The organism is Enterobacter sp. CPE_E890 (assembly GCF_046521475.1).
Lineage (GTDB): Bacteria > Pseudomonadota > Gammaproteobacteria > Enterobacterales > Enterobacteriaceae > Enterobacter > Enterobacter adelaidei.
Genome location: NZ_JBKFZW010000004.1, coordinates 75441 through 97517, shown reverse-complemented (window position 1 = coordinate 97517; position 22077 = coordinate 75441). Strand labels below are relative to the sequence as shown.

The following is a 22077-nucleotide window of genomic DNA, read 5'->3' as shown; positions in this document are numbered from 1 at the left end:
CATATCTCTGCCGAGACTTTGACTCATATGTCCTCCTACCCAGTTGATAACTTGATCAGGTACAACATTAATCAATGAGAAGGAAGAACCCACGAGAGCAATAGCTGTTCCACAATATAAAACTAAATATCCGATAAGAGTTGCTATTCCTGTTATTGAATCAAACTGAGCATTAGCCATTGCGGCGGGCATGAATTTGTTTAGTAACGTTCCGCCAATGATGACGATACCTCCGCCTAATAAAAACCCTCCAACCATTAATGTTGGTCTGAACATTAGATTCAAAATGAAAATGTAGCCGTGGGTAGTTTTTTGCCCCATGCCTTCACCATTGCCTAACAAATGGGCAAAGGCCCATAAAGCTGAAGCATAAATGGCCTCGCCTATTATGACGAAATAATTTACGCACGCTGCAAGCCATATTAAGAACGGCATCAGCGGAATGTAAATTGCTAATGTTATCCCGCATCCAATTAACATTATAAAGCTAAGGTTAATATAAACACCCAGAGACTCAGCTAACGACTCAATTGCTTTACCTACACCTGAGAATTTGTTAATAACATTTCCAAGAAGTGATTCGTTTGCTCCAGCCATAAATGCTTTGATAGCGGCGAAGCTCAGTATTCCAGCCTCTGAACTTGTTATGACGTAATCGCCAAGGTTTTTCATAGCAATGACTGGGTTCACTTGTCCAGACTCATTTTGTGACAAATTGATCAGTTTGGTTGTAAGAGACTGACCTGCTGTATTAAATACGTATCCAAGAAAACTTGATGCGTCAGTAATGTTGTTAGCTTCGTATGATGATTTTGCTGTTAGAACTCCAGCACTTGAATTGTCAGTTACGGAGCGCTGTGCCTGATATGCGCTCATGACGAGTCGATACTCATCATCCACTGCAGGGCCTTGCCCCGTTGATGCACCAAATGCCGAGCCTTTAGCGGCTGCTGTATTCCCAATACGATTATTCGCAACGGCTAAAGTTTGATACCAGCTTCCTAACGACATCCATCCTTCAGTCTTGATGGTGTCCCCGACCTGGCTGGTGAGGTTTTTCAGTTGGCTATTAATATTTGATGACCTGATTGCCGCTGTTACCTTGTTCTCGTAAATCTGACTGGCGTTCTGGATGATAGCTTCCGCGTTTACCAGATTGGCGTTTTCGTTCTGCTGGCGGGCCAGCACACCGTCTACGAATTGTTGTGCGCCATCACGCAGAGCTCGTTGCATCTCATTAAGGCCGGTAGCGTGAGCTTCACGAATCGCATTAATGTCAACATCAGCTGAAATGCCAAGCTTTGCCAGTAATGACTGATCTTCTTCCACGGCGATAGTCGCTCCACCGCACGTATAGCTACGGGACTTGAGAATGAAACCATTGTCACCGGCCAAGCCAGACTGGTTGATATAGTCGCCTGCTGAAGAAAAGCCGCCAACAGAATTAAGGTTATCGAGGCTGGCATTGATGCCGAACATGCAGAGGTTCGCCTCAAAAAGAGAACGTGATAATTCGACAGTTGAAGGCGCTGCAGGTTGCAGTACAAACGACTGACCATTCATAAACGCATCTACTGTGAGGTCTGTGGCAATATTCGCTCCGCCCACACCAACTTTTGCCGCGGCGTAAAGCATTAGCAGTGCGCTCAGACTCCACCCATTAGGTAGTGGAGTTAAGAGTGAAAATGCCGCCAGGACGCGGATAGGCATCCATACTGATGCCTGGTCCTTATCAAGAAATACACCATCATGCGCTGTCTGGCTGGTCTTCCTTAGAATGATATAACCGCCCATGGCTGTGCCGACTATAAGGAGAGTAGAGCTGAAGACTTTGAGAACCTGAGAGACAAGGCTGTCCCCTCCGTCCTCAAGAATACCGTTCAAAGGGTCATTAACGATCTGGCCAAAAAGCGTTACCATTGCCTGCCGGCTAATGTCGGTACCGCGATCGGCAGCAGTTGTAAGATCATCGAGATTCTCCGCATGGCCAGCTATAGGTGCACCCAGGGAAACAACAAGCAGAGCCGTCAGAAGAGTTCTGCTTACCTGTGATTTCAGGCGCGGATTAAGCGTATCGCGCACCCAGTTTGTTTCAGCCCGAAAATCAGCAAATCCCCCCTTCTCGCTTTTGCTTAAACGCCGGTTGTCAATTTGCCAGATACGGAATTGTGCCGGCACGGCAAACAACATCATCGATGCTGAGAAAATTAACATACCCATGCCAAACAGCATGGAGGTACGCATCAGGGTAAACGTGCCCCCCAGAAAAATTAAATATGCCAGCGCCAGGATCATTCGCTTCCGGATGACCAGCATCTGTCGCACTTCTGCGAGACTGTATTGTTGTCCACGGATGGCCGCATTTCTTTCAGCAAGCTGTACAGCCTCTTCAAACGACAGTTCTGCACTGTCTTCCTGTTGGTCCTCCGTCCGGGCCTGGCCTTTGCGCGCGGCCAGCTTTTGCCGTATGTCGGCATGGAGAGCACCGATAACGGCGCGGCTGTTATCGTGAGTTCGCTGCAGTCGCTTTATGGTGTAGACAAGCGGAAGTAACGGTACCCAGATTGGAGAGGATACGGCTTTGCCAATTGTTTTTAATTTCATGATTACTCTCCACCCATGCGTGCACCGATCGCCTGATACTGCTTATCGAGTAACGGACCATATTCAGCCCTGACCTGTGAAGCGAGCTGCTGTCCGGCCACGACATTACCAGCCTGAATTTCATTACGCAGTTCCAGAAGCAGTGAATTCTGGAGGGCATTTACTCGGATGATTTCCCGCTGAAGATTTTCCCCGTCCATCTCCTGCAGGTCCTTTTGATATGCAGTATTTGCATATCTGCGACCCACTTCGAATTGAAGGAATTCGGCTTTCGACATTTTCCCCGTTGAACGGGCTACGTCTGACGCGGTTTCGTCGAAATAGGATTTCGCGCTTGGTGACTGAAGGGCTTCCTGCAGCAGCTCTTTCGTTTCATCAAGTGGCTGGCGTTCAGCAAGCATACGTTCCTGAGGGTCAGCCGCAGCGCTGATGGAAGCATTCATTTGGGTTGTGACGCCCAGGTACACTTTCCCGGCCGCACTGCTTGCTTCAGCTTTTGTCAGGTCTTTGCTTATCGAGCGGCGCGTCGAGTTCTGGATATACATCCGGGCAACGTCGGTCTGCTCCTGAGAAAAGGTAAGATCAGGTTTTTTCCCATCCTTACCTGCCCCTGTCATAAGAGAATCAACACGCTTGTCTGCACCGGGCATACTGGTATTTACTGCCGGGCAGGCATCAGAGCCGCCGTATGCCGCATAATCAATCGCGTCACAGTATTTCGCGTGAACGGCTGCAGAGCGAGAAGCGTCAGCTGTCGGGTTTACTGCTGGTTTATTTACGGCATTATTGATACTTGCGTTAGCCACCCCGCCCCCACCAGGGCGCAAAGAGCCCTTCGCTGCACTGCTGCCGGAAGATACAGAAGTGGCACCACCCGATGCGGATTCACTACAAATACTGCTGGAAACCTCCAGATCGTGCTTCGTTTTATTGATGCGCTCCTGACGGCTTTTCTCCGTCTGAAATTCCCGATCGGCTTTTGCGGCAGCTTCGACGGTCGTTGCCACTTTGCTGCCGTTCTGATTGATCGAAGATCCAATTTGAGTGAGTAGTGTCCCCATCTGCGTCTGGAATGTACCAATCTGAATCGCAAGTGCATTGAACCCTGTTTTTACTACAGTAATCAGAGTTGTATCTGTTACTTGCATAGCTGCCCATACTCCGCCGCTGACAGTACAGCCAAGTACTAGGACCAATAGTTTCTTTCGAAAATTCATCTTATGCTCCGTCCCGGATTTCTTTCGATATCTCTTCAATCAGGTAGCCCGCTACGGTCTGGTTTTCCTGATTAAGCCCACGTTCCTTGATGCGTTCCTGGTAGCTTGAGGAGCTGCCTGAGGGGAAGCGTTTAACCAGGTGCGATCGCGCAACGTCTGTACCAAAACGTTTATAAAGCTCATCACGAATGATTGTGTCTTTCTGGCTGGTACTGAAGGCCCACAACTCAGTAGCGCTCGCGGTGTTATTCAGGATGTGGCAGACATTACCAAGCTGGGTCTTGAAGAAAGCAAGGAAGTTGGCGCCGTTCGGCCCGGGACCACGACATTCCCGGCGCAGGCGAATGATTGTTTCAGGCGTGACCTTAAATTCTTCCTGAAGGATTTTTTCATCACTGGCGCTGCCGCCACGCAGAACAAAGACGTCAGTCGCTGCTTCGCGGATCAGGGGGTGATGGTCTTTGAGGTATTGTGATACCAGCTCAATGACAAGGCCCAGTTTTCGCCCCTGGCGCCCATCTACAACAAACTGATTTGACGTGAAGGGATCGTCGCTAAAATTGTGCGTTTCATCGGCGGCGATCATGCGTTTCTCAGCCCGGTTGGCCAGGATGCGCGCTTCATGATGCGCCTTATAACGGTCGGGGCAGTAAGGCATGAATGTTTCGGTATCGAGGAAGAAGCTACGGGTACCGAGATGCCGCGCCAGCATATAGAACAGACCAGCATGTTCTTTCTTGGTCGCCAGCACCTTTCCGAGTTCAACGGACAGTATTCGGGTTTCAGAAGATATTTCGAAACGCGTGCGGCCAGCGAACATGGGGAAGGTGGTCGCTACGTCACGTAAATGACGGATAACATACTGCTGGATACTTTCGCCGGTTTCACTGACTCTTAATTCTGGGTACAGGTTGCTGAGTTGCTCTGATGCAGCAATACTCGACAACATGGTGAACTCGGGTACAGCAAATCGCTGGGCAGACGCTGCCAGTTGCGGGTGACCGGCGTCGAAAAGCATATCAACCACTTCCCACCAGGTGACCGTTTCCCACCAACGTTCATCACGTTCGGATGTCTGACGGATCTCAGCCAGTGCCGTGTCCACTTTGTGGTCCCGACCTGGCTCGTAATGGAACTGAGATTCAGGGTTTTCAGTAGCTTTGTAAGCCATGTCGATGAGCTGGGAGACAAAGCCTTCGACCCCTTCAGGGATCTGCAAAGAAGTGACACCTTCTTCACTGGTTTTCCGCTGTGCGCATAGACGTTTGATAAAGTTATTTATGAATTCCCTTTCGTGAGCCAGGGGCAGACGAAGTCCGAGCTGGGTGTCGAAAATATTGGTGCAGTATTCGCGACTGTTTTCGAGCTCAATGGCCATCACTTCATTTTTACGATGCTCTGGTAGTTCATCTTTGATGAGATAGATCGTGCCAAACGAGCTTTTACCCACATCGAGCATCAACATCAGAGGCAGGCTGGAGTAGCCCGGAGCGACTGCGAACGCGAAGTTTGTCACGTTCATCTTCAGGGATTTACCTGAACCAGGTGTTCCTGAAGAAATTCGTATCCAGGTGTCCTGCAGGTCAGAATAGGAATGGAGGGGGATAATCTTCCCATCCGGAGTACACATCGGAAGCCAGCCGTTAATAAATGGTGAGGCTGGCCGGGAAAGTGGCAGCATTTCAGCTGCTTCTCTCAGAGGCGGTGTCATTACTGTGGAGGGATTTCCTTTAGAAAAACCGGGCACTGTGGCAGTCCAGTAAGCTACCGGATCGCCGGTTGCACCGGACATTGAACAAACCCCCCATCCCTGGATAGCCGAATCCAGTGTGCTGACACGACGTTTTAAGGTATCTGTATCACGCGCCCAGGTGGATACATTAAACTGCATGGCCATAACCGGGTCGTGCTCATCTGTCTCTTTCAGGTAATCGAGAGCCTGTTTAACCTTCTTTGGCTGGCCAAAGAAGCCAACAAGCTGAGTGGTGAAATCCCTGAGTTTGCAGCTATCAAGGCCGCGAGGAGACAGGTGGAACGTACAGCGAAATGGCATGGTGCGGTCCATGTTCTGCAGGAGTTCGCTGAACTGGCGAATTTCCTGCGGCGCCAGCTCCATATGCATATTCGCGTGCGCGAATTCACCCGTATCAATGTACGGGGTACCCTCGATAATGGACGGGTTCGATACGCATATTTGCCATTTCAGCTTGGTCGGAATGAAATCATCAATGTGCTTCAGACGGCCACGTGGTGTCGGGCCGTCAGTAATAAGTTTGGGAACCCAGTTCTGTGAAGTGCGCTCTCGTTCAAGCATTATGCGAACGCCTCTGGCCGCCTCATGAACATCGAGTCGGCGCAGCATAATACCGGAGGTCCCGCTCTTGTCGCACAGCCTGAAATTATCAATTACACGATCCACGTTTGTGATGTGCAATGTGCGCAGCGATTCGTAGATCGTGTCGAGATCCTGGCCGTATTGAGGAATTAGGTTGGATTTGAGCGCCTTACGTTTGCGGGCTTTCTCCCCCATCTCTTCCTTCATCGTCTCTTTGGCAAGTGCAAGAAGACCGGTTTTCATCACAAGAAAATTTTGTTCAAAATGGCAGCGGCTTGCATTTTTGGAGATGCGCGAACGGATGATATCCTCAACTTTAAGACCCATTCTGCGACTGGCCATAATTTGCGGAGCTACGATACGCGCAAGTTCGTCATAAGCGCGGTCGGGGTCTTCCTCATAGGAAATCCAGAAATCGATACCATATTTATTGCATAGAGGGCGTAGACTCATGCAGAGCTCATTCAGCATTTCAGCAAAATGGTCCTTCCCTACGATCTGGAAAACACCCTGCAAGTCGAAAAAGGTAATAAGTTCACCTTGTTCAGTCGTGAAAATGTAGGGCTTTTCCAGAGATGTATCGTTATCCAGGTCGCGTTTTGTAAGTGGAACGACAGAATCCCAGCCTGAATATTCCGGGAGTGGTTTATTGAAAGTGGATGAAGCTAATGAGGCTAAAAATCGGGTGAACCCGTCCATTTTATTTTCTCCAGAATAGGAATTTGTTGATAAAATTTTGCTTTTTGAAAGTCAGAAGGGACGGGTTGAATACCAGAAAGAGGTTTCTGTTAACTTCTTTCACCTGCTCAATCTGCTCTGGAGTCATGCTTTTAAGTACGCGATAAACCGCTGCCGGACTTGCGCTCTGATAATGTTCCCTGACAATGGCCTGGTGGGATAAAAGCCATTTCATCAGCGCTTGAGCCGCTTTTACTTTTTCCGTGTCACTGCTATGCAATTCTTCAAAAATGCCGAACTGCAGATTGCACAGATTTTTCTGCAGGTGATTGGGTAGAAAAATGAAGGTGGCTTCATTTGTGATGTGACTAAATAAGCGCCACTTTTCGAAAGGAGAATCCGTTGTGGCAAACTCCCTGAATATTTCGTCAGCTGTCAGTCGTTTGGCCATGTCAAAAATTCCAGGCCCAGGGTTGCCCCTGAGCCATGTAATGTTAAATATTGGATTGGATTTCTACGCCGAGTGAGTCAGCAGTGGTCTGAACCCAGAAAGCTCCGCCGCCTAGAATAATAGCTGCGCAGAATAAGCCGATAATCTGATACATTTTAACTTGTTGATCACCTTCAGCTTTTGCTTTCAGTTTTAAACCGGCGACAATGATACAAATTACAGCTACAACATAACCCAGAACGATCGCTAAATCCTTGCCGCTTGACAGGACCTCCTTAGCTTTGTTCATGATGTCCTGCAAAGTCGCTGCGCTTGCAGGAGCACTAAAAAGTAAATAAGTAGTCAGCATCAGAACTGCATACTTCATAATCTTTTTAAAATTTGAAATTGAAAGTTTACGCATGAAATATTCCTTGTGTATTTATCAGATGCTGTTGGCAAAAGCCGATAACAGCTGTGCTATTTGAACTAAAAAACCGCCACTAACAATATGAATAATGGCCTGCATCGACAGATCGCCGCTTTTACCTTCGCCACTGGCTTTTTGTTTCAGCAGGTAAAGTCCCTTCATACCGAAAAGACCGCCCATCATAGAAACAAAGGTAAGAGCAGCATTAATTACACCTGCGAATTTACCTAAGTTGCCCCCTTCATCTACATAAGAAAGCACCCCGAAACTAACATCTCCGAGCCCGGCACTATTGCTGAATGCGCCAATCCAGCTACCATAATTTGCAATAAATGCCGCAATGGCCAGTACGCCAAATATCTCACCGGCTGTAACCGCTGGAGCGCCAGGTGCTGTACCTCGTTTCATTTTCAAACCGAGGGAAATAATCCATACCGTTCCCATTGCTCCGCCGATGGCCCAAAGGAGTGACCAGAAAGGGACCGTGATATTGTTTATAAGATTTATAAACGCAACCGACATCTCTTCCATTATTCAATCACTCCTTTGGCCGTAATGACCTTCCTGAGAACAGGATCTATTTCAATTACGATCGCATTGTTGACTTTATCTCCTTTTTTAACTGAATAGACCGTGTTCCCTTTCTTCACAAAAGCGTATCCGTCATAAACAGAGACAAGAGAGACACCTTTAAGCACTGGCAGGACAGCATATTCCGGTTTATTAGTCGTATTTCGGCCGTTATATTTGTTCTGATTATCCTGAAGTAACTTGTAATCCGCCTGTAACTGAATGTATGCCCTGGCCAGGGCTTTATACTTCTCATCCCTGATGGCCGTGTTTTGCTGGGCAGCGTTAAGCTGCGCCTTGAGTTGTGCAACGTCCTCAAAATCCTCTTCCTGAGGCTCATGCTCGATCGGTTTTGCTGTAACTGAAGCGGCAGGTACGGTTCCGGTTCCTGTAGCCTCAAGATTTGTTTCGTGAGAAGCCTGCTGCGTCTGCTGTTGTCTGGCTGTTTCTGAACTGTCTGCCGTTACGGCTGCCCAGATGAACAGAATAACGAAAAGCAGCACCAGTCCACCAAAACCGTAGATAAGGTAACGGACAAGATTGGTCCCCTTTTTCGGGTTTTTGGCTGGTCTGGTAGCTACCATTTCTTCAGGAGCTACCGGCTCAGTTTCCGGAATGTCATCAGCCATAAATGCTTCAGTGAAATCATTGGTATCATCGAGACCATTGTTAGCTTTCATTACAAATAATACCTATTAAATGATAATTTTGGGATAAATTTTTTTAATTGATTTGCACTGAACCAGGTCCAAACACAGGTCCATTTTCTGAAGCCGGAGTTGGCGAAAGCATGTTGCTCTGCTGTAGTACCTGCCGCTGGCTGTCCATCTGCTGTTGTGCTGCGGGCTGTTGTGGAACTGAAGGGGTGGTCTGTTTGCTCTTATCCACTGAGTCTGAGCTCATTACCGGTGACAGGAACATAATCCCAAAAGTCGACTCATCCCGTGTCGCCTGGACAGGCGGTACTCTCGCGTTATCCGCTTCAAGTACTTTTGCCGTTTGTTCAGCAAGACCTCCGATGAACGTCCCTCTCACCTGATCGGCATCAACCTTGCCAGAATTGTCAGTTACTACCGTGCCATTGCTGACATAGGTTGTGCTGTTTGACTGGTTCTCATAAAGGCTTCCGACTTTTTGAGTCGCTCTGGCCAGTGCCGGCACAAGAATGCGGCGAATGTAGTTGTTATTGATCTCTGCAGATAGCATTGAGCGACCAGTATCGAGATCTACTGGCTTAGCCTGAACTTTGTAGGTTTCACCCTTGTAGGTCATGAGTGAGAACGTCATATCAATGTCCTCACCTACCAACTTGTACCCGCCGGCGAAGATCGTCGCATTGGCCAGTTCCTTGCAAATGAGCGTTGCCCGCACGGCTGAGTTGGTGTTGGTATCAAGCTTGACCAGCGATTTAGCCGGACAAATTTTAAGGGCTTCATACAGACGGTAAGGTGCGATCGTGGGTGCCACAACGGGGGCCGCCGCGTTCAGTGATGCGTTAGTCGTTACTGTTGGCATGATGCGTTGCGCGTATTCAGGTGCAGTTCTCACTGGTGCATCAGACGGTTCAGAGTATGACCACGAGGTAGAAAGCTGCGCCAGAAGCTCCTGCGCTTCCTGACGTGCAATGTTGGCAGGTTTCATTCCGGTAGATATTTGAGAGCTCTCTGGCTCTTTCAACACGGTTTGCTTTACCGGCGCACTGGCTCTTTGCTGGGCCGGCGTATCAATTTTTATGTCGTAGTACGCGGGTATGGAAATCCAGCTTGAGCCGCTATTCGTCGCCTCCTCTGCTTTCCTGGTGTTGAAGGTTTCTATTTGCTTGGTATAAGCCTTGTTCTCGCCGGTTGAGATATCCTGCCGGCTTGTGATTCTGGCCATCTGGGATTTTGATTCTTCTGAGGGCTTAGAGCTAACAGAAACAATCCACATGATGGCAATTGCAAAAATGATGAAGGCAAAAAAACCACCGGCGATATAAGCGTTCCGGGATTTATCACCACCCATTATGGATTTAAGGATTTTCGATTTGGCCATGACCTATAACTCCACTTTGACCGTGATAGTGCTGCCCTGCTCCATCATCGTAATGAATGGAGATATCTCCATTTCATAGACGTGGGTACCATCTGCAGAGGAAAGCGTCTTGGAAAACTGGGTGCGAGACTCAAGTACAGAACGGACATACAGCTTGTCAGCCCGGCGCCAGACTGAGACTCGTTTGTTGTCTGTTTTAAGCTTGTTGGCGTCTTTTGGTGGTATACCATCCAGCAGTGACTGCAGTTCGGGATCGGAGAGTGCGATTTTGTTTACTGTGGTGATTGTATTGACTGGTGCAAGGGGACCGCGACGCGGGATACGAATGTTCACCCGGCTGTCATATTTATACACTTTGTCAGCGGATGAGGGCTCTGCGTTTGCCAGTACTAAAGCAACAGGCACAGGCAAATCTTTCAGTATCACACCGACATCGCCATTCCCGTATGTGACCAAGGGCTGAATAGTCACAAAAGGCTTATCTTCAAAGCCACTGACATAGAATCGTTTTGCACCGCTATGATTTATCGGGGGATACTCAAGTGGCCATGGCGCGCCGGTGATATCTTCAAAAACAATGTATGTCGGTCGCCCAGGTGCGACACGGACTACAGGTGTCGCATCTCCCGGAGAAAGACTGATGGTTTGAGAGGTGATCTGAGGGACTGCATTTATTACAGGAGTGTTCAGACTGGCGCTCATCTCATCCCTGGCGGACAACGCTTCCCTAATATCCTCCGGAGACAGATTTCCCGGGCGAATTCCTTCCATCAAGGCCTGCTTGGTTGACATCATCTCCTGCTGATTACCGCTACGTCCCGAACGTGAGGACGCGCCACCTGTCGATTGAGAATCGGCTTGTGTTGGCTCGAAAGACGTCTGATCCGGGAAACGCCGCGAAGTTGCGGCGCTATCAGCTGTGGTGCTGTTCAAAGACGCACGCATCTGCGCCTGGTCACCGGTACCCTTTTCTGCACCAGGACCATCAGGAAAAGGAACCGCTGAATCGGTAGGGTCCACTGAGGGCACAATTGACACATTGCCAGAAGACGAAACGGCCGCATTCAATGGCTGACAAATCAGTCCCAGTAGTGTGGCCACGAATGCTATCTTGTAATTCATTATTACCACCCTTGGTTATCTCGCTCAGTTAACGGCCGAATCTTTAACAGGCCGGGTAATTCCCTGTGAAATAGCCACCCCTGCGGGGTTTACCTTTGGTTCGACTGCTTTAACGGTTGTCAGCAGCGTGAAGTTCATAGGCCTTGTAACTGAGCTTTGACCAACGAATCTGATCGTGATGGGGTATTCAAGTTTCCAGTAGGCAACTTTTGATTTGCTGATGCCTTTAGCAGTAATAACTGCGGGGCCAAATTCAGTCCGTATGTTAACTCGGTACTTTTTCATGATGTCGAATATTCCGGCTTCCTTCATCGCCTGAAGAATATTTGCCAGTCCTTCATCAACGAAGCCAGAACGCCCTCTTTCAATATCCTGTTTATACGTATCGAAATTGAGATTCATAATCAGGTAGAGAGAGTCACGTGCTACTAGCTTTACGCCGTCGTCGGTGATTATTGGTCGGTCCAGAGCAACAAGTGGGGTAATTCCACCTTCGGGATTTGTGGCAAAATATTCACGTTTCTGCGTAAGGATTACCATGAACATGATCGCTACGAGTACGACCAGACCGAGATTCGTCACGGTATTTATCAACGATGCCTTGGATAAGCGACGACATGAGAGAACGGACTCACGTGCCTCATCAAGAAGCCTCTGAATATCTGAGATTTCTTCCGCTGTTCTCGTTAATTGATGCTGTTCAGTGGGGCTTTTTTTCGAATTTTGTGAATCATCCATTATGAATTTCTCGCGGCCGCAAAAGTTACATGTAATGCGTATTATATGTAATTATCGCGAAAAAGGAACCCTGCTATTTTCTATCAATAATTTTTCTAAGAAACTATATCTGACGCCCCGTATCGGGTTGTCCAACACCTCCCCTGCTCTGTATTGCATTCAGATCAAGGTATGTGTTTCAGGGGGGGAGATCTTCAGGTGCTGTTTCCAGCGGCTACAGGATGCGCTTATCATGTATTTTACGAATGGAAATGGTGTTCTCTAAGTGCAATTATGCATTAAAGGAGGGAATGCTGAAAAATGTGCGGGATCCTGTACCGCATTTCATGCTATATGTACTGCGTGAAATTTTAGGGCTTTTTAGAGGACCCTGTCCCTTTTGCGGTCTTAATACGGTCAAAATTATGCTTCCTGGCGTAGTCGTTGATAGCAGTAATCAGTACTTCATGCTCGGTCAGTTCCAGGGACTCAGCCAGTGCTTTTGCTCTTTCACTCAGGTGTGAACTGAGCCAGAAGCTGACTTTAGGTGGGTTGTTTTTTCTGCCGACGAGAATGAAGTCCTCTTTAGCCGGAGGGGTAGCCAGAAATTGTTCAACGGCTTGATCGTAGATTTCACCCACCGGGATATTCAGAGAGCGGGCCATTAGTTTGGCCGCGATATGATATTTACCTGGAATTATTGCACGGCGAAGTATCCGGTTGTTACGGAGTGAAGCGAGTTGATTTTTGGCTACCGAACTGTTCATTTTGTACTCATTTTCTACCAGATCGAAAAGATCGGGATTTTGCTAAAAATACCTTGCGATACAGGCATTGTATACTGATAATAAATGATTAGTAAATGTCGCAAAGGAAGGTAAAATCATGCAGTTAAAGGTTTTTACTGAACTGGCGATCTCAGGTGGCGTTTCTGGCGTAATTATCTCAACGGATCGATCCGATGAGAGAAAGCGAAAGGTTGTGGATGTTGTGACTGTCTTCAATCAGACGGTCAGGCTTTCAACGGCGAACAAGATGCCCCGCTATTTCAGAAATACAGCTCATGCGCTGGAAACATTGTCCTCGCAAACCGGAGAACTCAAGAAAGTAAAAGTTAAGATAATCGACGAAGATGAAGTCCAGGGCTGAAAAGACAAAGGACTTTGTGCTGGTAACACAAAGTCCCTGTATTTAAGTCTTGTACAACTAGTTTGTCGAGCCGATTCGAGAGGAAGTAAGAAAGAGACGCGTGGTAGGCGCTGGTAACGTCCGCTACAAATCAACAACAACAATGCTCTGGTAGGCACGTGTTGTCATCTTACTTCCTCTTTTGAAGGCTCGCAAGTTTTCTGCGCACCTTAAAAAGGATTTATGATGATTTTTTCGTCTAAAACGTGCTCTACGGTCTGCCCGCCTCTGGCGACTATCATTTTATGCGTACTGGATGTAACGCCATGAGCGTTCAGCCAGCTGCGTGGTCCCGCTCCTCTTCAGCTCGACGGTTGCTGAGCGAAGCGCCGTTCCTGCCGAGATGCAGTGACAACAAAACGGCCGCTATTGTCCGACCGGTGGCGTATGCCATTCGCTATCCCTATATGCAGGTTAACCGCAGTGGAATGGTGTCCTGGTTGATCTTCGATCTGGACCATTCGAATGCGAACATCTGGGACGATCAGGGACTGCCGGCACCAAACTTCATCGTCAGAAACCGTGAAAACGGTCATGCTCACCTCTACTACGCAATAATCCCTGTCTGCACAACAGAGAATGCCCGCAGCCGTCCCCTGCAGTACATGAAAGCCATCTATCGTGCTATGGCCATAAAGCTCGATGCAGACGTCGCCTATTCCGGGCCTGTGGCCAAGACACCGTTCCACCCCTGGTGGGACACTACTGAGATTCATGATCGCGAGTTCGAGCTGGGTGAACTTGCTGACTATGTTGAATTACCCCAGAGGAGCTGGAGCAAGGGCCCGGACCTCGACAGCGTGGCACATTCCCGTCACTGCACCTTGTTTGAAGAGCTGCGTTATTACGCCTACTCAATTGTGGCCAGAATGCGTGAATCCTCGAGCTATCAGCGCTTCCAGCAGGAGGTCGCTGCCTATGCGTATAACCATAACAATTTCCGCGCCAGGGGCTTCAGTGCCAACCTTTCCCTTTCACAGGTCAATGCCACTGTAAAAAGCGTGTCACGGTGGACGTGGGATTTCTACACCGGTAATTCACGATGCCATCGTGGTGCGATGGGGCTGGATAAATCGCTTCCCATCGAGGAAAGACAAAGACTGTCAGCAACCAGGACGCATGAGAAACGTCGCAGTAGTACGGAAGGAAAGATTCGCCTGGCCGTGGCCAGACTGACGGAACTTGGTACTTCAATCACCCTGACTGCAATCGCAGCGGCTACTTCACTCAGCCGTCAGACGGTCGCGCGATATCAGCATGTCATATCCATGAAGTTGGCCAGCAAACGGGATGTCATCCCTCTTCGGGAGGCTGTTGTCGGGCATGATCAGAACGTTAATTATGGTGTACATCAGATAACTGCCCCCAGCTTTTGTTTAGTATCCGTAACTGCCAAAGGTATAGATCCTGGTCTTGAGGGAGGTGATTCTGGGCAATCCAGCCAGATTAGGGTGCGTTCTGAAAGATGTGCAGATGATGACAGTAGTTGATCTGTTAATTGTTAATTCGAGATAGCATAAATTCCATTCAATACGTATAGCGTGATAGCACTTCACAGCCTGTAAGGAATTACTTATGTCTACTCCTGTAACACCGGCTGATTACTTTCAGCCTGTTCTTGCTTCTGCACGTTTGCAAAATGAGCTTAGTGACGAATTAACTGCTTCAGATCTCCGGCTTAAAGTAGCAGAGAATCTTCGTATTAATTTCCTTCGTATTTTTCAGCCGAACACCGTGACTGACATCCCGGAGCCGGCATCTATAACAACGTCTCCCGACAATGTTGAAAGGGTCGATTCTCTTTTATCTCAGCTCCATGATAGATATGCAGATTTACTTAATAAGCCTCATGTCTTTAATTATTACCTCGAGGATGATGATCTGGCGGTAGCGGATAAATTCAGAAGCGGAGAGGCACTGCGATTTCTAACGGAAACACTTGCACCGTATCTTGCGGATCTCGCAGAACGAGGTATCTGTACTGAGGACGTGCTTCAGGAGAAGTACAACGAGTTTTTGGGGATCTCTCCGGTCACCCGTACCATCGCAGCGGAAGAATTCTGGGACTCACCTGTCGTTATGTTTTATACCAGTCATATGGCATATAAAGATGCCGCGGAAAAACTGCGTATGGAGAACGAAAGCGCACCCGTTTCATGGTTTGAAGAACAGCTAAATAGTGAGGATAATCAATTGGATATGATAAAAAAAACTGATAGTTCAAATCTTCAAAAACCTTCAATGTGACACCACATGTTCTCCTGGCCAGCCTGGTCAGGAGAATTTATGGACTCCAAAATTTTCGTATACGAAATTCTTCGCCTTGCTCTGGCCATCATCATCTTCTTCGGATAGTTCGGAAGCCCAATAAAAAATAGAAAAGCCGGGCAACCCATCAACAAACCACCCCCGTGGAAAGGTCTTTGAGCAGCACCGGCATGTTGGCAGTATAACGGATAATACAGATGATGCTGAATCTAAAATTAAAAAATTCAGAATACTGTAATGTGCTAAAAGTCATTTGGTCTGTCAGTTTACAGATGATATTTATCATTTGTACCAAATTAATGGACCTTTAAAAAACACTTTTATATGGCAGTTCAACTCTGCAAATCCTGTTTAAATTTCAATTTTACGAATAATCTATAGTGCAGAATGTTGCTCTGTTTTTGGATAATGACAGTAAGCAGAGGAATCCATAATTACAAACGGTGTAATCTAGTATCAGATAATTGGCCTGTGACAGACCCGGTGCAATTAAATAATCCCTGTATTCGGTATTAATGACAAGTAATGATGTTGAAGGTTTTAACGTATGAGATAGCCGATTCGTACAGGATTTATGGTGTAACCAGAATTACCACTTAATCGGTTTTCACCACGACATAAAATACACTTTTCACATACTTTTGTGATTTACCACAAACTGGCTGGACGATACAAATCGGGTGGATTTTTCGTATACGAAAAAGATGAACTTCGCTCTAACTTATAAGCCACTTCTTTAATGGCCGTCTGTACTGCCCTGGATTCGGATGTAAAACTTTTCGTATACGAAAAACGCAGACGAGCCCCATGCTTAACTTGGCGGTATGACCTCGGAAGAGCCCAGGACGAATGAGAAAATTGCGCCTATAAATTTTCGTTGACGAAAAAAACGTATCGCGCTTTAACAGATTTACTGTAACCTACTCGTCCCCTTTTCTCCCTTGCTTATAGACTTCAAAATTTTCGCGTATGAAAAGTCATGGTCTGCCCGCCCCCTTCCCTTCATAAAATAAATACACAGGCACATGTCAGATGGATAAGGTTCAGCAAATTTTCGTGTACGAAAATTAAAAGCGGAAACGGCGTAACTTGGGCTAATGATACCGGCAGCTACTACGAGAGCCGGACATATTCGAGGCTATACAATTTTCACTGAGATTGTATGGTGTAGCATGGCTGAAGATGAGCCATAATCTGATCGACCTTTTCTTCTGCTTATAGACCTTAAAATTTTCGTGTACGAAAAATTAACACGATCATAGCTCAACCTGGTCGAATGAAGTGGCAGATCCTTCTATAGCCGGGCTGAATGACGACTATGCTATGTTCACTGCCGAAGAATGGTGTAGTACTGCCGGAAGTGAACGGTGACCAGTTTGAACTTATCTGCTTTCTTCCATGGAACACTGGAATTTCGTGTACGAAAATCCAGGTTCAGGGAGTTTTTACTTGTCGTTACAACTATCTTACTGGTTCGGAGTAGTGACGTCGGCAGAAGATAAGTTTGTGTACGATAAACTGGTGAAGCCCTTCCTGGTGCTTATGAGCAGGCATCGGGAGAATAGCTAGATATTTTCGTGTACGAAAATCAGTAAGACATAATTCCATCCGGTACGGATGATGCTAATACGTCTGTGAGCCTGGGGTAAAAAAAGGGCGAAACCACAAACTTTTCGTATACGAAAAGTCCTTCAGGGTATCAGGGCGCCAGGTGCATTCATAAACTCAATGTTCGTGTTGAAGTATGACTCTACCTTGTTAACTCTAACGGCAACAAAAAAATCAGTTATACGGGGCATAAACGTTTAAACACACCCGAGGAAAAGCCAATGCTAAAAATTTTCGTATACGAAAAAGTAGCAAAGAGAAATCAGAACCATCTCGGTGTAAGAGAACCGGCTACGAAGATCATCAGGTGAGATGTAATCCAGAACCGGCCATGGGCGTTATGAGTATTAATGCAGGGGAGTAGTGCGGCAGCGGACAAAAATTTCGTACACGAAAATTTCGTCCGAGTCTACCCGGATAGAAGTGAGGTGTCTGAACTGCCAAGACGTAAGGCCTCAACGGCCGTCTGACTGTCGAAGCTGAAGGTGATGTGATTGCCGGCTGCAATGTCGAGAGTGAAGATACGGGTGTAAATTTGCGTACTCTCAGCGCACTTGTGACCCATCAGTTCCTGAAGCTCACGCTGATGCACGCGGTTATAGAGCAGGTGAACAGCAAAACTGTGACGGAGTGTTTTCGGGTTAATGACCGGAAGGGTAAAGGTGACGCCATCCTGGGCTGCACGGTCAACGGCACGCTTCAGCCACCGGCCAACCGTATCATGCGACTCCTGCCAGAGTGGCGCAGATTTAGCGGTAGGGAAGGTGGCAAAGAACTGGCGCATGAGTTTCGCATACGACGGATCGAACAACGGCACCGAGCGTTTAACAGCTTCATCCTTCGAAGGCCTGCCGCGGCCGCGGCTTCTCTGCTTCAGCGTTCTGAGGGTAACGAAAGGCTGAACTGCATTCATGTCAAAATCCTGGCGGGAGAGGGCGAGACCCTCGTTTGGCCTGGCGCCGGTATTCCAGAGCGTGGAGAAATACGCCAGCTGCCGGAGATCTTCCATATACCAGAGGAGGGCAGAGACTTCCGGCGCGAGAAGATACATCGGGCCCGCGCCGCTGGCGATCACCATCCTGCGAAGGGTGATTGCCCGGTTCCAGTCTGTCTGATGCCAGAGTGACGCGTTGTTCTGGTCCCCGATCACCACATGGCCTGAAAAATCGCGCAGCGCGCTACGTGAATTCTGCTGAGTCATAGCCCTGAATTTTCCTCAGAATTTAAAATCCGCACGCACCCAAATTTTTGTATACGAAATTTTTTCGCAGGTTCAGGTACGGATAACTGTGTCTCTGTACAGTATTGTGCATCATCATTCTGGCCGCTGCACGGAAAATAAATACCTGACGGAAGATCCTCATTGCGTAACTTTTTGCCATTAATCGAGTTTTAACGCATAAAAAAGATCCTGCGTCCCTGATTAATTCAGGTGTACGCGGCAGCGGGCCACTTTATGTTGTGGTCTGAGGTAAGGGCAGGGGGCATATCCAGGAAATTCTGGAAAAAACGGGGCAGGGGAGGGCGTGCGGATCTATAACACTTTTGACGCAGAACAAGAGGGGGAAAAAACTGGTGGGGAAAAGGCAAATATCACTGTACCAGCTGATATTTGCCTTTCAGGCTAACGGTTTCAGGTTCCTTCAGGAACAAAATCACCTCCGGAACTACGCTCTGTTGTACTGCTGGCTGTGCATTCGGAAATCACAGCCTGTGCCGTTTTCTTCCTGAGAACTTTTTTCTTCAGCTCGGGCACTGCCTCACATAATGCCTTAATGTGGTGAGGTTCAAGTTGCATACCTTCTTTTTTGAAGGTATCGCTGATTTTCTTGTTCCCGGCTTTACCCTGCTTCATCTCCTGAATACGGGCGATGTTGCCGGTGAACGTATTGTTATCAAAAAATCCCATTTTCTACCTCTTTTCAGGGGGTTAGCCTGTCTTGGATGCAATGTGAGACGCGTTGGCCAGCGTCTGACGCAGCAGCTCTTCCACACCACCAACAGCCTTCAGGCGTTTTTCGCGAGCAGCACCACCGGAAATTTGTGTGCCGTCAGCCAGTGTGAGCGGCGAACACCACGGATCACGTTTAGCAGTTTCCTGCTTTGGTTTGAATTTAACTACTTTACCCATCTCGGAATTCCTCTAACGGAGTGAAATTTACAATACATATGAACCTGGGGTTCGTCATCAGTATTGGGCGAACGGGTTGGTTTGTCCATCCTGTGGTTTTAACCAGCTCGTTTTAGGCGTGAGGTTAGATTATGGATAAAATCTCAGAATTATTGGTGATAGTGGGAAATACTGGCATTCCAGGGGGTATAAATGGCATGTTTTAAGGTGGTTTGAGATGGGTGTGGGTTAATGTAGGGTAAAAACATGAACTTTGATTGTTGCAGCCTATCAAATATAAAGAATTTGAATAAAACAAACATTCAAAAATTTGTGACTTATGAGAGACAAACAAGCATGGACAAGCGAGGATACTTTCATACAGAATGGAGGGGTATGATAAATATAATCAAACTTTCATGAATAAAATCAGGGCATTACCATGTTTAGTTTAATCATGGCCGGCGAACCGGCTGTTTATGACCGCTGGGACTGTATGAACCCGAATATCATCGAGGGTAAGGACAGCTTTCCAATATCCAGAATGCTGGAAGGTACACCGAGTGAATTATACAGCAGGTTAATACCTATCAGGCGCAACACATTTGGGTTTCTGGAAAGACTTCCTGTGCTGTTTATGACTGAAGTCTATACGAAGGAGGATGATAATAATGAGTACATCAGTATCAGACAGGGTGTAATAAGTGAGCTTAAAAAGTCTGGAGACGATATTTGTTTTTCATTTAAAATCAATCATAATTTAGGTGAAATATGTAACCCCGATATTCAATTATATAAAAAAGTACTTGAATTAGGGCCTTTTGCGCTCAGTCGTACACACTGGGCTGTGAAAGACAAAGGTCTGAATGATGTGTTAAATGAGCTTGGTTTAGACGGTGTTGATAAAAGCAAACCAGGTGTTCCAACACTCAAGAAAGTAAAATACCGCGCTATAAGTAATGTGAAATCATACCTTGATTTTATAGGGAAAAATAATAATTCTGGAATGGAGAAATACTATAGAGGGCATTCTAAAAGTGAATATGAACTAATTCCATCACTTTTCAGAAAACATGGTAATGGAACGTATAAATATCTGAATTCAGAGTCTTTCATGATTCGTGAAATACTGACAGCCAGACCTAATGAATTTAAAGATGATGTGTTCACTATTGATAAGCTTGTTCGAATGCAGCATTTTGGATTACCAACACGATTGCTTGATATTACCTCTAATCCATTGATTGCACTTTACTTTGCCTGTTGTGAAGACCATGATGAAAGTGGACAGGTTATCTCATTCTCAACGGAAAGAAAAAATATAAAGTACTACGATTCTGATACAGTGAGTTGTATTGCTAACCTGTCACTTATACCTTATGAAAAATTGCGGGAATTATCAGCGTTAGATGCTAAAGGGAATGCCTGTGGTAATGGAATGTTAAGTGAAGTTGTGGCAGACCTGGTTATGAATGAAAAATCGTATTTCAGAAACAGAATTTCATTAGAAGATTTAAATAAAATCGTATTTTTAAAGGCCAGAGTAAACAATGAGAGAATGCAGTTACAGTCCGGCGCATTTCTTTTGTTTGGTCTTGATTCGGTTCTACCGGAAACAACAGACGATTTTCCTCTGGACAGAGTCGAAATAACTAATAAGCTTGAAATACTCGAAGAACTCGCTCAGCTAAATATATCCGAAAGTACCGTTTACCCCAGCATGGAGAAAACGGCAGAGGCAATTTCTAGAAGGTATTTATCGAAATCATAAAGGGATTGGATTATGGCAAGGCAAACTAAGACTCTTAAAGCGGCTCATAGGGGAAGGTTTCAGGCTCAGGGGCAAAATCTGGAGGCATCAGAGGCCTGGGCTGTTCCCATCCCCCCTTCCAAAGAAGAGGGTGAGGCAATGCTTCAGAATTTAGAATCAAAACTGGAACGCGTGGATGCCGAAAAACGCCAAGCAGCCTTTAATGATGCAAGGAGCTATATTCAGACCGCTTACAACGCAGGCGGAGTATATGCACCAATAAATAAAACATTCATGGTCAGGAACACCCGAAAAGAAAGGGTCGATTTAGAGATCAATGGCGGTTCGGCCTTTAAAGTGGTGAGGAATGCATGAATAAAGACTTCAATGAATCAATAGTAATACTTGAAGATAAATATGCAGCTCACAGTTTCTGGTATGAAAAAATACAGGAAATTTTACGTGATCCTGTACAAGGGATGAAATATGACGGGCAAATAAGGAGGTTAGTTCCTCGGCTTAGGCGTATAATAAGAATGTACCCTGCTGAATATCGTCAAAGAACGCGAGTGTTAGACCTGGAGCGCAGATGGGATAGTACAGATGGTAATCCAATATTTTATGGATATTTACCACTCTTACGCAAGTCTATTCGAATAATTCAGTCGCCGCCACTTGATGACACCAATCAGTTAAGCGCCTGGGTCGAGAAATCATTTACTAATTTTAAAGGTGATTTTAAAGATGATTTCAAAGGATTGAACACTGAAAAAACAGAAGAACTGGTCATTTATATAGAACTAAACCCAACAACATATCGCTATGCCATGCTGTTTATTTACTTCTGGGTAACACGTCGTGCAGTGTCAGGAAGAATGCAAGAAATTCTTATTCAGCGAATTTATGATAAAAAGATTCGTGGTGAACACTCACTGGACTAAACAAGGTTTAATTTTTAGTGAATCTAAAGGAACGACTTAACTGATAACGCAGAACATAGCTTGGTAATGTGAGAT

The 22077-nt window shown here is 46.6% G+C and carries 20 protein-coding genes; 6 read left to right on the top strand and 14 right to left on the bottom strand.

Translation table 11 applies throughout. The annotated features are described in order from the left end of the window. The 11 genes from ACLHV9_RS26780 to ACLHV9_RS26730 all read right to left on the bottom strand — a co-directional run. Positions 1 to 2604 (bottom strand): DotA/TraY family protein (locus ACLHV9_RS26780; RefSeq protein WP_410397582.1); only part of this gene is annotated, 2604 nt, incomplete at its 3' end. 2 nt (positions 2605 to 2606) lie between these two features. Then, positions 2607 to 3821 (bottom strand): conjugal transfer protein TraW, encoded by a 1215-nt coding sequence (gene traW, locus ACLHV9_RS26775; RefSeq protein ID WP_326979379.1) that lies wholly within the window; start codon positions 3819 to 3821, stop codon positions 2607 to 2609. Position 3822: 1 nt separating this feature from the next. Next, positions 3823 to 6855 (bottom strand): hypothetical protein, encoded by a 3033-nt coding sequence (locus ACLHV9_RS26770; RefSeq protein ID WP_326979380.1) that lies wholly within the window; start codon positions 6853 to 6855, stop codon positions 3823 to 3825. Between the two features lies 1 nt (position 6856). Then, positions 6857 to 7285 carry a hypothetical protein gene (locus tag ACLHV9_RS26765; protein ID WP_326979381.1) on the bottom strand — a complete coding sequence of 143 codons (429 nt, stop codon included), beginning with the start codon at positions 7283 to 7285 and terminating at the stop codon, positions 6857 to 6859. A gap of 43 nt (positions 7286 to 7328) precedes the next feature. Further along, a complete protein-coding gene (locus tag ACLHV9_RS26760) occupies positions 7329 to 7688 on the bottom strand; it encodes a TrbC/VirB2 family protein (RefSeq protein ID WP_326979382.1) in 360 nt (119 codons plus the stop codon). A 21-nt stretch (positions 7689 to 7709) separates the two neighbouring features. Continuing rightward, the gene (gene traQ, locus ACLHV9_RS26755) at positions 7710 to 8225 is read right to left on the bottom strand and encodes a conjugal transfer protein TraQ (RefSeq protein WP_326979383.1); all 516 of its coding nucleotides are present in this window, start codon (positions 8223 to 8225) and stop codon (positions 7710 to 7712) included. After that, on the bottom strand, positions 8225 to 8944 hold the full coding sequence (locus ACLHV9_RS26750; RefSeq protein ID WP_326979384.1) for a hypothetical protein: 720 nt from the start codon (positions 8942 to 8944) through the stop codon (positions 8225 to 8227). The genes traQ and ACLHV9_RS26750 overlap by 1 nt, the downstream gene beginning before the upstream one ends. Positions 8945 to 8987: 43 nt before the next feature. Further along, positions 8988 to 10298 carry a DotG/IcmE/VirB10 family protein gene (locus ACLHV9_RS26745; RefSeq protein WP_326979385.1) on the bottom strand — a complete coding sequence of 437 codons (1311 nt, stop codon included), beginning with the start codon at positions 10296 to 10298 and terminating at the stop codon, positions 8988 to 8990. 3 nt (positions 10299 to 10301) lie between these two features. Then, on the bottom strand, positions 10302 to 11420 hold the full coding sequence (locus tag ACLHV9_RS26740) for a DotH/IcmK family type IV secretion protein (RefSeq protein ID WP_326979386.1): 1119 nt from the start codon (positions 11418 to 11420) through the stop codon (positions 10302 to 10304). A 24-nt stretch (positions 11421 to 11444) separates the two neighbouring features. Next, entirely contained in the window at positions 11445 to 12158 is a 714-nt protein-coding gene (locus ACLHV9_RS26735; RefSeq protein WP_326979387.1) for a DotI/IcmL/TraM family protein, read from the bottom strand. A 350-nt stretch (positions 12159 to 12508) separates the two neighbouring features. Then, positions 12509 to 12904: a hypothetical protein gene (locus ACLHV9_RS26730; protein ID WP_326979388.1), complete on the bottom strand. Its 396-nt coding sequence runs from the start codon at positions 12902 to 12904 to the stop codon at positions 12509 to 12511. A 118-nt stretch (positions 12905 to 13022) separates the two neighbouring features. Here ACLHV9_RS26730 and ACLHV9_RS26725 point away from each other — a divergent pair, with 118 nt between their 5' ends. From ACLHV9_RS26725 to ACLHV9_RS26715, 3 genes are all read left to right on the top strand, one after another. Next, positions 13023 to 13286, top strand: a complete 264-nt coding sequence (locus ACLHV9_RS26725; protein WP_045336782.1) for a hypothetical protein — start codon at positions 13023 to 13025, stop codon at positions 13284 to 13286. 305 nt (positions 13287 to 13591) lie between these two features. After that, complete coding sequence (locus ACLHV9_RS26720; RefSeq protein ID WP_326979389.1) at positions 13592 to 14815, top strand: replication initiation protein; 1224 nt, start codon at positions 13592 to 13594, stop codon at positions 14813 to 14815. An 85-nt stretch (positions 14816 to 14900) separates the two neighbouring features. Beyond that, complete coding sequence (locus ACLHV9_RS26715; protein ID WP_326979390.1) at positions 14901 to 15572, top strand: hypothetical protein; 672 nt, start codon at positions 14901 to 14903, stop codon at positions 15570 to 15572. Between the two features lie 2038 nt (positions 15573 to 17610). On the opposite strand, the gene ACLHV9_RS26710 is transcribed toward ACLHV9_RS26715, so the two are convergent. From ACLHV9_RS26710 to ACLHV9_RS26700, 3 genes are all read right to left on the bottom strand, one after another. After that, entirely contained in the window at positions 17611 to 18402 is a 792-nt protein-coding gene (locus tag ACLHV9_RS26710; RefSeq protein WP_326979391.1) for a tyrosine-type recombinase/integrase, read from the bottom strand. Positions 18403 to 18834: 432 nt separating this feature from the next. Further along, a complete protein-coding gene (locus ACLHV9_RS26705) occupies positions 18835 to 19110 on the bottom strand; it encodes a hypothetical protein (protein ID WP_407221243.1) in 276 nt (91 codons plus the stop codon). Between the two features lie 21 nt (positions 19111 to 19131). After that, the gene (locus tag ACLHV9_RS26700; RefSeq protein ID WP_326979393.1) at positions 19132 to 19332 is read right to left on the bottom strand and encodes a hypothetical protein; all 201 of its coding nucleotides are present in this window, start codon (positions 19330 to 19332) and stop codon (positions 19132 to 19134) included. Between the two features lie 421 nt (positions 19333 to 19753). Between ACLHV9_RS26700 and ACLHV9_RS26695 the strand changes: the two genes are divergently transcribed. From ACLHV9_RS26695 to ACLHV9_RS26685, 3 genes are read left to right on the top strand one after another with little or no spacing between them, the layout of a single operon-like run. Next, positions 19754 to 21082 (top strand): FRG domain-containing protein, encoded by a 1329-nt coding sequence (locus tag ACLHV9_RS26695; RefSeq protein WP_407221242.1) that lies wholly within the window; start codon positions 19754 to 19756, stop codon positions 21080 to 21082. A gap of 12 nt (positions 21083 to 21094) precedes the next feature. Beyond that, on the top strand, positions 21095 to 21436 hold the full coding sequence (locus ACLHV9_RS26690) for a hypothetical protein (protein ID WP_326979395.1): 342 nt from the start codon (positions 21095 to 21097) through the stop codon (positions 21434 to 21436). Further along, positions 21433 to 22002 carry a hypothetical protein gene (locus tag ACLHV9_RS26685; protein ID WP_326979396.1) on the top strand — a complete coding sequence of 190 codons (570 nt, stop codon included), beginning with the start codon at positions 21433 to 21435 and terminating at the stop codon, positions 22000 to 22002. Before ACLHV9_RS26690 ends, ACLHV9_RS26685 begins: the two co-directional genes overlap by 4 nt. The last annotated feature ends 75 nt before the right edge of the window (positions 22003 to 22077 follow it).